Below are 12,956 nucleotides of genomic sequence, written 5' to 3'. Positions count from 1 at the left end.
CGCCCTCCGGCGCCTACGTGGTGAGCACTGCCGCGGGCGCGGCCTCGGCGATGGCGGGACGCAGCTGTCGCAGGACGTCCGTCAGTGCTTCGGTCAGCGCATGAATCTCTTCGGCGACCGTCGCCGTGGACACGGTCATCATCGATGCCGCCTTGAATCCGCGGTTCAACAGCTCGAGGACGATCAGCTCCATGATCTCTCCGGCGGATGCGCCGGCCAGAGGAACGTCGACACCGATCACCGATGCGATTTGCGTCACGTCCAGCGCCACGCCGGCCCGTTGCGAGGCTTCGACCAACCCCCGCCCCAACGCCTCGCCAAGCTCCGCCAGAAGCTCGAACGCCGGCGCGTCGAGCATTCGCATGGCCGTGATACCCGCGGCCACGGTGGCCGGGTTGCCGTTGAAGGTGCCCGCGTGCGGCAGCACCGGCGGCTGCCGGTCGGCAAAGATCTCCATCACCTCCGCCCGACCGCCGAAGCCGCCAACGGGCAGCCCTCCGCCGATGATCTTGCCCATCGCCGTGAGGTCCGGCAGCACGCCGAATAACTCCTGGCCGCCGCCCCGTGCCAAGCGCAGCGTGATGACTTCGTCGAACACCAGCAGCGTGCCGTGCGCGTCCGCGGCATCGCGCAGGGCCTTCAGATAGCCCGGCGACGGCGCCCGCAGGCCGCCCTGGGTCTGGGCCGGGTTGACCACGATGGCGGCCACCTGCCCGGGATGGGTTTCGAGCAGCCACTCCACGATTTCCGCGTCGTCAAAGGGGGCGATCAGCACATTGTCCAGGGCATTGCTGGGCACGCCCCGCGACACGGGCGCACCTGGTCCGCCCCAACCGTCCGCCCCTTGGTGAATCTCCACGCCCTCATAGGTTCCGTGGTAGGCCAGGTCCATTTTGATAATCAGGTCGCGGTCGGTGAACGCCCGCGCGGCCTTGATCGCCTGCATGTTCGCCTCGGTGCCGGAGGCGCAGAAGCGCACCTGATCGAGTGACGGCACCCGCGCACAGAGGGTCTCGGCCAACTCGACCTGGCCCGCGTTGGGCGCGTTCCACGCGGTGCCCTCGGCCACGCGGCGCTGAACGGCCGCCACGATCTCGGGATGGGCGTGGCCGTGGATGACCGACGTGGAGTTGAAGGTGAAGTCCACCAGCGCATTGCCGTCAACATCGGTCAGGGTCGAGCCCAGGCCGGTAGCGATATAGGTCGGGTAGGGCGCAAACCAAGTCGCCGTGCGCGACTCGCCGCCCGGCAGCGACTGCAGCGCTCGGTCGTGCAGCGCCCGCGATTCGGGCGTGCGCGCGCGATAGCGGGCTTCTATGCTTCGGCGGGCATCCACCAGGGCTTCGACCGAAGGCATCGCATGCTCCCTGCGCACCGTCGGGCAATCTCGAATCGGGCGCCGGGTGATTCGACCGCGAGTCAGCCCGGATTATGGCAGCCGGAGCTTGCCCATGATTGACGTGCTGGCCACCGGCCTGGTCTATCGCAATCCGGAGCCGGAGCGGCGCGCCATCCACGCCTGGCATCCCTCAATCATCGTGCTCGACGACGGCGAGCTGTTCGCCAGCTTCGATCTCGCCTCGGGCGTGGAAGCGTTGGACTACCGGACCTACAAGGCCCGCTCGTCCGACGGCGGCGTGACCTGGTCGACGCCCGAGCTGCTGGTCGAGCTCTCCACCACCCGACCGACGACCGGCGGCATCCGCGTGAGCCTGCTGCGCGACGGCACGCTGGTCGGCATCGGCGGCCGCACCTACCGCGACGTTCACGGCGGTCAGCTCGTCAATCGCGAGAACCTTGGCCACGCACCCATGGACCTCATCACGGTGTCCAGCTCCGACCGCGGCCACACCTGGAGCACGCCCGAGATCCTCCAGCCTCCCGTGTGGAGTCCGGCGTGGGAGGTGTGTCACCACATCGTGGAGCTGGCCGACGGCCGCTGGCTGGCGCCCATGGCCCCCTGGCGCGGCTGGGACGGCGAGGAACCGATCGGGGCCCTGGCGCTGGCGTTCGTGTCCCACGACCGCGGTCGGACCTGGCCCGAACACCTTGTGCTGATCGATGAGACCCACCGGGGCGTCTTTTCGTGGGAGGTGTCGCTGCGCCAGCTGAGCGACGGTCGGCTGCTGGCCACCGCCTGGGCCTTCGACTCCGCCACCGGCGGCACCGAGCCCAATCCGTATGCCATCTCAGCCGACGGTCGGACGTTCTCCGAGCCACGGTCCACCGGCATCCACGGCCAGACGGGCAAGCTGCTGGCGCTGCCCGACGACCGCATCCTGTTCGTCTACCGCCACGACCAGCGGCCGGGCCTCTGGGCCAATCTCTCGCGGCTGGATGGCGACGACTGGGTCAATCTGGCCGAAGCGCCCCTGTGGGAGGGCGCATCCTCGAGCATGACCGGCGCCACGGCGAGCAGCGGGCAGGAACTGGTCGACCTCCCATTTGGCTTTCCCAGCCTGGCGTTACTTCCGGACGGCGACGTCTACGTGGCCTTCTGGTGCGAAGAGGACGAGGTCTACAACATCCGCTGGTATCGCCTGCGGATCTCGTGAGCGGCGCCTGACCGAGGAGCGGTCGGCCCTATGCGGCGACGAACTCGGGCATCACGTCCTGCGCGAACCACTCGATGTCGGCCCGCATGGCCAACGGCGGCACGCCCAGGGATCCGGTCTGTATGAACACGCGGCGCAGGCCGGGCAGGCGTTCGAGCAAACCGCTCAGATGGTCGCGTACGTGCTCGGGTGTCCCGCATACCCAGGTGCCCTCGGCATCCAGATCGTGAATGGTGGGCAGCCCCGCGTCATAGGCCGCTTCGCCCTGGGCCGTGGACCGGATTTGGGCCTCGCTGAGCTGCGGATACCGCCCCAACGGCGCGAGCCCCTTGAGGTGCTCCTCGCACCACGGGGTCGCTTCGCGCAGGGCGGACTCGCGGCTGTCGGCGAGGTGAATCTGGAATCCGACCGCCAGTCCCTCACCAAGCTCCGTCTCGCGCCCCGCCCGCGCCAGGGCGTCGCGATAGACCGCCGCCGCCTGCTCGGCGCGGCCGCCCGGCGCGGTTCCGCCGGCGATCACGCCCTTGATGCCATGCCGGGCCATGAAGTCCAGGCCGCGCCGCTTGGTGCTGGTGATGGGCTGCCAGATTTCGACCGGCAGGTGCGCCGGCCGCGGCACGAGCGTTATGTCAACAAGGTTGTCGAACATGTGCGGCACGTCGGCGGGCACGCGATAGGCCGGGCCCGCGTGGGCGAACTCCGGCTCGTGCCACGCCTTCAGCATGATCTCGACCTGCTCTTCGAACAGGTCGCGGTTGGCCGCGTCGTCGAGCAGGGGTCCGCCGAGGGTCTCGACCTCGCGCGCGACATAGCCGCGCCCGATGCCGAAGCGCAGCCGCCCGCCGGTGAGCACGTCCACGGTGGCGTAGTCCTCGGCCAGCCGCAGCGGGTGCCAGGCGGTGACCGTGTTGAAGAACGCGCCGAACTTGAGCCGCTTCGTGTGGTGCGCCAGGTACAGGCTCAGCAGCGGCACGTTGCCGATGCAGCCGTAGCCCTCGCGCTGAAAGTGATGCTCGGCCAGCCAGAGGGTGTCGTAGCTGGTGCGCTCCATCAGCTCGGCGAAGCGCAAGGCCTCGTCGTACACCGTGGCCAGGTGTGCGTCGCTCATCCGCCGCGTGTGCGCCGGCGGCCCCCGAAATCCCGGGTTCGGCATCTCCACGTGGCCGCCATAGAAGGCGTCGATGGCCAGCGTCATTCGGCTCCCTTGCACATCCGCAGACAGCTTCCGCTGCGAGCTTGAGGAGTTTGTGACCGTAGCGCGACCGCGCATCCGCTGTCGACGCGCCGAGCCTGGGGATAAGCTGGCCGCCGATGACTGGTACAGCATCATTGTTGTGGTGCGGTCAATATCCCGTTCGCCCTGAGCCTGTCGAAGGGCGTCTTCCGAACTCGCCGAAGGTGCGTGGTTCGACAAGCTCACCACGAACGGACGGTGCCGGAGTTCGCCGAGAGTGACAGGGGCCACAAGTCCGTGACGACCAGCACCTCGCCGATCGATCTGCGCGCTCGCTTGGCGTCGTACGCGGGCGCCAAGCGACGCGGCGTGGATTGGCTGCTTGGGCACATGCATCCCGACGGCTCCATCGGCGACCCGTCGCATGGCTTCCGGTTCTACCGCGTGCCGTGGACCTTCACCGTGGCCGGCGAAACCGCCGCGGCCACGGCGCTGTGTGGCTGGATTCGCGGGCACATGTTCACCCCGGAGGGCGATTTCGACGGCGGGCGCCGGGTGTTGACCGACGCCTATGCCTATCGCAACGCCACGCTGGTCTACGGCGCGCACATGGCGCGACAGTTCGACCTGAGCAGCCGCGGCCTCGACTTTGTCCTCACGCTGCAGGACCCGGAGTCCGGTGGCTTCATCAATGACCTGGATGCCGACGGCACGCCGAGCGACGTGATGGACGTTCCGTACGCCTGCGGCTGCGGTCTGGCCTGCATTGCCCTGGGGCGCCTCGACGAAGCGCGAGCCGTGCATGCCTTCCTGGAGCAGATCTGGCGGGCGGCGCAGCGCGAACTTCCCGACCGGCTGCACTATGCCTGGTCACGGGAGCGTCAGGCGCTGGTCATCGCCGAGGCAGGCGAGGAGTCGTGGTTCACCGTTGAGGCCCAAGCCGCCCGCAAGCAACGCTGGACGGTGGGCGGCATTGCCGCAGCCTTCCTCTGCCGGCTGCACATGGTCGACCCGCAACCGGGCTATCTGTCGCTCGCGCGGGACTACATGGCGTTCTCGATGCAATGCACGCCGCGCCAGTTTGACTATGCCCAGGTCTGCAAGAGCGGCTGGGGCTCGGCGCTGCTCTATCAGCTCACGGGAGACGCCGAATACCGCGACTGGACGGTGCGCGTGGGCGACTGGTTCGTCGAGACGCAACAGCCGGACGGCTCGTGGTCCTGGGATCCTCAAGCCACGCTGGGCGAGGCCATCGAGCTGACGGCGGAGTTCGTGGTCCACATGGACACCATCATCGGCTGCCTGGCAAGCCGCCCGTGAAAGGCGGGCGAACGGCCGCCCCCTCCGTCTTTCCGGCGGAGGCCGGAATCCAGTCCGGCGAGTCAACGTGACCGTCAGCCGCGGCGCCGTGCTCGTGGCCCCGCACCGCATCGAGCCGCGCGACTTCCCACTCCCCGAAACCGGCGACGACGACGGCCTGCTGCGCGTCGAGCTTGCTGGCATCTGCGGCAGCGACATCCACCACTGGGACGGCCACTCCGCCGTCATCCGCAACGTCCCCGCCCTGCTGGGCCACGAGATCGTGGGCCGCATCGAACGGGTGGGCGCGGACGCCGCCAAACGCTGGCAGGCAGCCGTCGGCGACCGCGTCATCGTCGAGGCCAGCTTCGGTTGCGGCCGCTGCGAGTGGTGCCGCCGCGGCTCCTACCAGATGTGTGCCGACGAGCAGGGCTACGGCGGTCGCGTCTCCGCCGCCGAGCCGCCCCACCTCTGGGGCGCCTACGGCCAGTTCCTCTACCTGCCGCCGCGCGCCCGCGTGCATCGCGTCTCTGAGCGGATCACGCCCGAAGTCGGCGTCGTGATCGGCGCGGTGCTCGCCAACGGCATCCGCTGGGTGCAAACGCTGGGGAATGCCGGCATCGGCGACACGGTCGTCGTCTTTGGACCTGGACCGCAGGGGCTGGCCTGCACCATCGCGGCCCACGCGGCTGGCGCCGGGCAGATCATCGTGGTGGGCTTGTTGCGGGACCGCGCCCGGCTCGAGCTTGCCTGCGAGTTTGGCGCCACCGACACGCTGATTGCCTCCGATTCGACCTTCGCCGAGATCGCGGCGCTCACCGAAGGCCGCCTGGTGGACGTCGCGATTGACGTAACCGCCAGTCCTCATGCGGCCGGCCAAGCGGCCTCGGTGGTGCGGCCACTCGGCACGTTCGTTATGGCCGGGTCGAAAGGCGGCGCGCCGGTCGAGCTGCCCTGGGACCGGCTGGTAGCCCGCGAGGTCCGCGTACTCGGCGTCAACAGTCACGAGACCCAGACCGTCCGCGCGGCCGTCCAGTTGGCCGAATCGGGGCGCTATCCGCTCGACCGCATGCTCACCCACCGCCTGCCATTGGCCCAGGCCGCGCAGGGCATCGAGCTCGTCCGCTCAGCCATGCCCGCCGACGGAGTGATCAAAGTCGCCCTCGATCCGTGGGCCTGAGCCAATGGTGTCCAAAGCTGTCGAGCGCGCAGAGCTAAACCGCAGACGCTTCCTGCAGCTCTCAGTTGCGAGCCTCGCGGCCGGCGGGCTAGACGTTGCTCTTGATCGCCCTGCTCTTGCCCAAGAGCCCGACCCCGTCAGCGAAGAGTCGGACCTAATCGTCATCGACGGCCTGACGGAGGCCGCCAAAGACCCGGAGGTGCAGCAATACGTCCGCACTGGCGCCTTACCGTTCTGGGTCGCGGGGTTGTTTGTCAACGTTTGGCGCGCGAACCTCGAGTTCATTTCCGTGCCACGGGACTTGGCCGACTACTACCGTCGAGCAGGAGCCGCATACCGTGATCGGGCTGGCGCGCAGGCGATTTGGGAGACGATTCCGCGTCAAATCCGCATGGGCGGGCCGGAAGCGTTGCGGCGATTTCACAGCAGCCGGGACTGGAGCCACTTCATTCCCCGCATCCTCGGCGGCGGCGACAGCGCCAGTGAGGGCATCTTCGAGGACTCGGTGCTGAATCGATCCAGAGGCGCGAAGCCAATGACTGCCACTGAGATTGAAGCGGCACGAATGGCACTGCGGACGCAAGCCGTGAAGGATGCCATCAGGCAGACAGCGAGAGTAACGGTGGCCGGGGCTCTGGTTGGGCCTGTTACGGCCGGGGTATTCGCCGTCATGGAGCACGGACTGTCGTATCAAGAGGGCGAAATTGATCAAAGCGAGCTTTTTGACCTGGTATGGAAGGAGTTAGGCGTGGGGACTGCCGTTGGGATCGGCATCACCGGAATCATTGCCGGTTTGGTGATGATCTTCCCCGCGCTGACGGCGGTTATTAGCCCATTTGTATTGCCATTGGCCTTTGTTGGCTTTGCCTTTCTGGGCTACCAGTTCTACACCGCGGCCAAGAGTTGGAAGGACGCTGGCTTCGATCCGCTGCTGGGCGCCTGGGACACGTCGAAGGAGATTTCCAAGCAAGTCTGGGCAAGATCGGCGACGCTGTTCGAGAACTTCCAGGACGCCGCCGGCTCCGCGCTACAGAGGGCGATCGATTGGTTTAGAGGTCGGTCTTCGCCAGTCGAGGTCTGTTACTACTCGCTAGTCGAAATCGATGACTATTCGGTAGCCGAAATATACGACTACTCACCAGGCGAGGTCTGTGACTAACGAGTGGACAACCGGAGCTAGGTCAGCCCGTGACGAATCGTCCGAGTAGGGGCGGTTCGCGAACCGCCCCTGCGTGCACGCAGAGGTTTCGCGCCGCGGGGACTACGAGTGTATGTGGGCGAGGACCCTTCTACCGGGCGGCTTGGACCGACTCTCCCAGCGCCTGTACGAACCCGTGGGCGTGGTCGGCGTCTCGGTAGGGGTGGAGCGACAGGCGGATGCGGGCGTGGCCGTTCATGTGGCCGAAGGTGCTGCCCCAGCCGCGCCGTGAGAGCTCGTTGAAGACCTGCTCCATGTCCACCGTGTCCGAGGTGAAGTTGATCACGCTAATCAACGGCTTCACCATCAGCCGCAGCTCGTCGATGGCCTCGATGCCCTCGACCACGATGCGCACCGACTCCAGCAGCCGCGCGGTGGCGGCGCGGTAGCCGGCGCGTCCCAGGTGCCGCATCACGGCCCAGGCCGTCGCGGCGTGGTCGCCGGGCTTGGTGGCGGTGAGGGTGTGGATGAACGTCCAATCCAGCGGCACCGCCTCCAGCAGGCTCGCGTCGCTGATCAGAAAGAATCCGGTCGCCACGGGCAACTGGCCCAGCTTGTGGCCGTCGGTCATGAATGAGCTGACGCCCGGCACGCTGAGATCGAAGTCGCAGAGGTCATGACCAAGCTCGCGCATGAACGGCAGGATGAAGCCGCCGAACGCCCCGTCGACGTGCAGATACAGGTCGTGCTCCAGGGCCAGCCTGGCGAACTCGGGGATTGGATCGAGCTGACCGAAGTTCCCCTCGGGCGCGGAGCAGATCAATCCGACGGTGTTGGGCGTGATGGCGCGCTTGACCGCATCCATGTCGGGCGCCATTCGCTCGTCCACCGGCGTCTCTATCAGCTTGATGCCGAGCAATTCGGCGCCCAGCCGAAAGCTGTAGTGCGCCGACGTGGGCATGACGATCTCGGGTTCGGCCTTGCCGCCCAGGTTGCGCGCCAGCCGCATGGCCGACATGTTGGACTCGGTGCCGCCACTGGTGATGAAGCCGGTGGCCTCGGGCCGGCCAAGCAGGCTGGCCATCATGCGGATGGCTTCCTTCTCGAAGGCGTAGGCGCCGGGATTCATCTGCCGCGCCCACTCCACGAAATAGGTGCCCCGGGTCAGCGTCGCCACGCGCTCTGCGATGGGATGCGGCGGCCCGACGTAGGTGATGCCGAAGTTGCGCTCGACCGAGAAGGGATCCTCCGCGATCCGCGCGTGCACGTCGCCCAGGACCTCCGATTCGGCTGCGCCGTCCTCCGGAAAGTCCATCGGCGGCGGCATGGGCAGCGGGTCGTGTGGCGTGTGTCGCTCGAACTCCTGGGCCACGGGGCTACTCCTCTCGGCGAGACTTGCCGGCCATCGACATGACAGCCGGATTGGCCGACGGATCGGCCAGCGGCTCCGGCGACGCGAACCGTCGCACGACGTTCTCGGTCACGCGCGAAACCGTGTTGTCGTAGTCGTTGTAGGAAAGGCACGAGCGCCAGGCGATGGAGCCAACCGAAAACACGCCGCCGCCATTGGGAGTCTCGAAATAGGTCATGTCGGCGCGAATGAACGGGTGGTACTCGCCGGGGGTTGTCGGATCCCCCACCGACACGCCGTCGATGCCGCGCGTGTACCAGAGCGCCTCGTCGGCCAGCCCGACGTACTTGTCGGAGTGCCCCAGCGACGTTGCCAGCAGCAGCGTGTGCGGCGGCGTGCCGAGGCTGAAATCCAGCCGGTCCATCTCGTAGCCGGCGGCGCCGTGATTGACCACTAGCGACGGGACATCGCCGATGGGCTCGTCGTCACCAATGCCCTCGAAGATGAACGCCGCGCGCGGATCGTGGCTGTCCGGCTGCCGGACGTAGGGCGCCCCCTTGTCGAAGCCCGCCGAGCCGCAGCCGATGCCCACCAGGGCCTGCGGCGGACGGCCGCGGTTGCGCCAGGCGCCGCCAAGTTCGCCGGTAGTGGCGAGCACTCGTTCCGCCGGCGGATGCTCGAAGGGCCAGCTCGTGCCCCAGCGCCGCACCTCCACGACGTGCGGTCGGTTTGGATCGACGGCGGCCACGCCGAAGAAGCCGTTGCCGCCCAGATACATCATGCGCCCGCCGTCGTTCAGATAGGCCTCGAGACCCTCGATCATCGGCGAGGTCCAGTACTCCGGATGCGAGGCGGAGATGATGACGCGGTGCCGCTTGAGCAGGTCCGCGCCCTGGGCGTGGACGTCGTGGTCGGTGATCACGTCGTATTCCAGGCCGCGGGCCTCCAGCCAGTCGATCACGTAGGGGTCCGCCGGGAACCGCGACGGCGCCGACCAGACGCGGTAGCGGTAGGTGGCGCGCATGTTCAGGATCGGCCGGCGCCACGAGCACAGCGCCGCGCCCGTCCCGTCTGAGTGAAAGTCGTACAGCCCCGGCATCGGGTTCGCCCGCAGGAACTCGTGCGCCGCCGGGTTCAGGCTGGGATCCGCGTTGGGAACGCGCTCCGGGCTCCAGAATCCACCGTCCACGTCGCGGAAGTTGGCATAGGTGACGTATGAGACGGTCGACATCAACACGCCGATCGGAGCCGTCTCGGCATCGTCGGCGGGTCGCACGAAGAAAGTGATGTAGTCCTCATCGTCGCCCGACCGCACCCAGGCGGCGTAAACGCCGCTGCGCAGGTCGCCAGGCACCGTCAGCTCGAAATCGACCTCCCAACCGGCATCCTCGAGGTCGTCGTCGTGGAAGTGGATGGCGCCGTATTCGTCCTGCGCGAGCCGAAAGCTCGTCTCCTGTCCGGTGTAGTTGTGGCCGGTGACGCCGCGGGTGGGCATCTGCACCGCGCGGCCGTGGAGGCCGCGTGGGCCGGCGTCGGTTACGTGGCAGGTGCTGATGTCCTGGCTGAAATCCCAGGCGCTCACCAACCCCTCGACCGCCGGCGAGTCGGCGCCGCGCGCCAGGGCTTCGATCTCGTCGCTGGAGAGCGCGCGGTCGTAGACGCGCGGCGCGTCGATCTTGCCGTTGAAATGCGAGTGCGTGAGCAGCTTGCCGCCTTCGCGCGACTCGACCGCGGCGGCCATCACCATCGGCGCGCCCTCCGAAGGGCGCGAGCCGGGCGCGGTTGTCACCGCGACCCCGCGTCCGCGCTCAACCGGCCACGGGTGCTTCGGAAGCTGATATACCGCCAGCCGCCCCGAGTCCGCGTCATAGGTCATGGCCGCGAACGTCCACTGATGTTCGGCAAGCGGCGCGCTGGGGCCGGCCACGGTGATGCCTCCCGCGCCGTCCCCGACCTGGCCGACGAGCTGGCCGCCGCTGCCGACGAAGAGTCCGTACCCGGCGCTTTCTGGCGCTTCGAGACCATGGGTGACGACGGCTTGCGGCTCCTCCCTTTCCGGCATCGTGGGCATGATCCAGGCCGTGACCGTGAAGCTATCGAGCTGGCCCAGTGCGTCGGCGTAGGGGATCTGCACGCTGGAGCCGGTCCGGATTTCCTGCTCGCGGCCGGCGTGCTCGCCGCTGATGCTGGATTCGACCATCGGCGCCTTGAATCCGGGCCCGCGGGGATTGTTGTCGCAGTGCACGATCCGGACGAGATCGGCCCGATAGCTTGGGTGGGCGCTGCTGACCATGAAGCGCACCGTGTCGCCGGGCGCGACGTGCAGGGGATCGCAATAGCCGACGATCTTCATGGCTTACCGGTCCTTTGCCGCAAGGTGCGCCGAGTCATCCGCCGAGCGCGGAGCCAAGCATGCCGCAGAACGCCCGATCACGCGTTGTCGACGCTCGGGCGTGGACGGCCTACGCCAGCGACTCCGGCCGGCCGTGCGCGGCCGAAGCATATGCCGCGTGCACCGCGCGCAGCGCCGCCAGGCCGTCGGAAGCCGACAACGGCGGCTCGATCTCGCCCAGGCAGGCGCGCAGCGTCAAGTCCACCCAGCTCGTGTATGGCGCGCCGCGGTCCTCGTAGAGCGTGCGCCGCACCTTGGCGTTGTCGCCGCGGCCCGAGCACCACATCAATTTCGGCGAGGCGGCGGCGTCGGTTTGCAGCCAGCCGCGCGAGCCGTAGATGGTCAATCCCTGGTGTCCGTTCTCCTCCATCAGGTAGCCGGAGAACAGCGACACCAGCGCGCCGCCGGACAGCCGCATGTTCACCAGGGCCAGGTCCTCGACGTCGATCGGCGCGCCGCCCACGACGCCCGTCAGCGCCTGCACCTGCTCGATGTCGCGGCCGGTGACGTAGCGAATCACGTCTACGAAGTGAATGCCCAACCAGACCAGGTGTCCGCCGCCGCCCCTTGCCCGCTCGAAGGTCCAGTCGGGCGCGGTGAGCTCCTGGATGCGCGTCTGGTCCGCCACCTGCGTCGCCCGAACGGCGTATAGCTCCCCGATGCCGCCCTCGGCGATGATGCGCCGGGCGTCGGTCATGTCCGGGCGCATGCGGTTGGCCAGCGCCAGCATGAGCGGCACACCCTTCTCGTCGGCGAGTCGCGCCAGTGGGGCGAAGTCCTCGGGATCCACACAGGCCGGCTTCTCCGCCATGATCGGTATTCCAGCGTTGAGCAGCGCCTCGATTGCGGGCGGCGAGTTGGACGCCACCAGCGACACGATGGCCATGTCCGGGCGCACCGCCGCAAGCAAGCCGTCCACGGACGTGTGCCGGCCCACGAGCTTCGAACCGACGACGCCGAGCAGGCCGTCATCGCCGTCGTCGACCACGTGCGCGGCCTCGATCCGCTCCACGTCGCGGATGGCCTCGGCATAGGGCATTCGATGCTTGGCTTCGGACTCGGTGATGAACGCAACGGTGGCCAAGGAACTATCCCCTCACTGAGCGCACCCAGCGTGCACGCCCGACAGTTTATGCCCGCGCGACGTGGGCAGGAATTCCAGGAGCTCGGACCGGCCGTGGGGAGGACGCGCGGGGCGCCGATGTACGAGCGGGGTCAGATTGGTCGGTAGGCGGCTCCACGCCGAGCGACGCGAATCACGAGGACGACCAACTCATCGTCGAGCACCTCGTACACGATGCGGTAGTCGCCGACGCGCACGCGCCGCAGGCCGCGAAGCCCTCCCTTGAGGACGCTGCCGCTGAACGGCTGCTTGCCGAGACCGTCAATAGCTCGGATCAAGCGCGCCCTTGCCGGCTGGGGAATACGGGCCAGTTCTCGCGACGCGCTGCGCTTAATCCGAACCGAGTAGGTCACGCCTGACCTCGTCCCAGTCCAGCACGGGGTCCGCGGGATCCCGCAGCCGGTCCAGCGCGACGGACAGGTCGTCGAAGTCTTCCAGGTATTGCTCCAACGCCTGGCGGACTACCGCGGCGCGGCTGCGCTTGAGCATCGCCGCGGCCGCGTCCAGCGATTCCGCCAGCTCGTCCGGCACGCGCGCGGTGATCTGCGTCATGGCACACCTTCCCGAGACCATTGCCGAATCCGGTAGGGGCGGGTCTGAGACCCGCCCGACGCCGAGCGTCCGGCCCACCTCAAGATTCGCCCGGACTGGATTCCGGCCTCCGCCGGAATGACGGAGGGATTACGCAAGAGTCTCTTCAGAATCATGGCGTGTAATCATAGTCAATGTCAATGACATTGATTG

Annotated in this window: 11 protein-coding genes; 4 read left to right on the top strand and 7 right to left on the bottom strand. The window is 67.9% G+C overall.

Annotated features, from left to right (window positions below):
• Window positions 1-13: 13 nt before the first annotated feature.
• Window positions 14-1,357: an aminotransferase class III-fold pyridoxal phosphate-dependent enzyme gene (locus OXG79_13960; GenBank protein MCY3784869.1), complete on the bottom strand. Its 1,344-nt coding sequence runs from the start codon at window positions 1,355-1,357 to the stop codon at window positions 14-16.
• Between the two features lie 94 nt (window positions 1,358-1,451).
• Between OXG79_13960 and OXG79_13955 the strand changes: the two genes are divergently transcribed.
• Complete coding sequence (locus OXG79_13955) at window positions 1,452-2,555, top strand: sialidase family protein (GenBank protein ID MCY3784868.1); 1,104 nt, start codon at window positions 1,452-1,454, stop codon at window positions 2,553-2,555.
• Window positions 2,556-2,583: 28 nt separating this feature from the next.
• On the opposite strand, the gene OXG79_13950 is transcribed toward OXG79_13955, so the two are convergent.
• Window positions 2,584-3,750: an LLM class flavin-dependent oxidoreductase gene (locus OXG79_13950; GenBank protein MCY3784867.1), complete on the bottom strand. Its 1,167-nt coding sequence runs from the start codon at window positions 3,748-3,750 to the stop codon at window positions 2,584-2,586.
• 276 nt (window positions 3,751-4,026) lie between these two features.
• Between OXG79_13950 and OXG79_13945 the strand changes: the two genes are divergently transcribed.
• From OXG79_13945 to OXG79_13935, 3 genes are all read left to right on the top strand, one after another.
• Window positions 4,027-5,049: a hypothetical protein gene (locus tag OXG79_13945; protein MCY3784866.1), complete on the top strand. Its 1,023-nt coding sequence runs from the start codon at window positions 4,027-4,029 to the stop codon at window positions 5,047-5,049.
• A 67-nt stretch (window positions 5,050-5,116) separates the two neighbouring features.
• Window positions 5,117-6,208: an alcohol dehydrogenase catalytic domain-containing protein gene (locus tag OXG79_13940; protein MCY3784865.1), complete on the top strand. Its 1,092-nt coding sequence runs from the start codon at window positions 5,117-5,119 to the stop codon at window positions 6,206-6,208.
• A gap of 4 nt (window positions 6,209-6,212) precedes the next feature.
• On the top strand, window positions 6,213-7,367 hold the full coding sequence (locus tag OXG79_13935; GenBank protein ID MCY3784864.1) for a hypothetical protein: 1,155 nt from the start codon (window positions 6,213-6,215) through the stop codon (window positions 7,365-7,367).
• Between the two features lie 130 nt (window positions 7,368-7,497).
• Here the strand turns inward: OXG79_13935 and OXG79_13930 are convergent, their stop codons facing one another.
• The 5 genes from OXG79_13930 to OXG79_13910 all read right to left on the bottom strand — a co-directional run bounded on the left by OXG79_13930 (window position 7,498) and on the right by OXG79_13910 (window position 12,764).
• Window positions 7,498-8,718 (bottom strand): aminotransferase class V-fold PLP-dependent enzyme, encoded by a 1,221-nt coding sequence (locus tag OXG79_13930; protein ID MCY3784863.1) that lies wholly within the window; start codon window positions 8,716-8,718, stop codon window positions 7,498-7,500.
• 4 nt (window positions 8,719-8,722) lie between these two features.
• Window positions 8,723-11,050 carry a LamG domain-containing protein gene (locus tag OXG79_13925; protein ID MCY3784862.1) on the bottom strand — a complete coding sequence of 776 codons (2,328 nt, stop codon included), beginning with the start codon at window positions 11,048-11,050 and terminating at the stop codon, window positions 8,723-8,725.
• 109 nt (window positions 11,051-11,159) lie between these two features.
• Complete coding sequence (locus OXG79_13920; GenBank protein MCY3784861.1) at window positions 11,160-12,173, bottom strand: Gfo/Idh/MocA family oxidoreductase; 1,014 nt, start codon at window positions 12,171-12,173, stop codon at window positions 11,160-11,162.
• Window positions 12,174-12,304: 131 nt separating this feature from the next.
• Window positions 12,305-12,565, bottom strand: a complete 261-nt coding sequence (locus OXG79_13915; protein ID MCY3784860.1) for a type II toxin-antitoxin system RelE/ParE family toxin — start codon at window positions 12,563-12,565, stop codon at window positions 12,305-12,307.
• A complete protein-coding gene (locus tag OXG79_13910; GenBank protein MCY3784859.1) occupies window positions 12,543-12,764 on the bottom strand; it encodes a ribbon-helix-helix domain-containing protein in 222 nt (73 codons plus the stop codon). The genes OXG79_13915 and OXG79_13910 overlap by 23 nt, the downstream gene beginning before the upstream one ends.
• Window positions 12,765-12,956: the final 192 nt, after the last annotated feature.

The organism is Chloroflexota bacterium (genome assembly GCA_026706485.1).
GTDB lineage: Bacteria > Chloroflexota > UBA11872 > UBA11872 > UBA11872 > JAJECS01.
The sequence above is the reverse complement of the archived record's forward strand: the minus strand, read 5'-3'. Positions and strand labels throughout refer to the sequence as shown.

Excerpts from the sequence above, each read along its gene's own strand:
- OXG79_13935 (MCY3784864.1), top strand. The coding sequence starts at position 6,213 with ATGGTGTCCAAAGCTGTCGAGCGCGCAGAGCTAAACCGCAGACGCTTC.
- OXG79_13955 (MCY3784868.1), top strand. The coding sequence starts at position 1,452 with ATGATTGACGTGCTGGCCACCGGCCTGGTCTATCGCAATCCGGAGCCG.
- OXG79_13950 (MCY3784867.1), bottom strand. The coding sequence starts at position 3,750 with ATGACGCTGGCCATCGACGCCTTCTATGGCGGCCACGTGGAGATGCCG.
- OXG79_13910 (MCY3784859.1), bottom strand. The coding sequence starts at position 12,764 with ATGACGCAGATCACCGCGCGCGTGCCGGACGAGCTGGCGGAATCGCTG.
- OXG79_13925 (MCY3784862.1), bottom strand. The coding sequence starts at position 11,050 with ATGAAGATCGTCGGCTATTGCGATCCCCTGCACGTCGCGCCCGGCGAC.
- OXG79_13960 (MCY3784869.1), bottom strand. The coding sequence starts at position 1,357 with ATGCCTTCGGTCGAAGCCCTGGTGGATGCCCGCCGAAGCATAGAAGCC.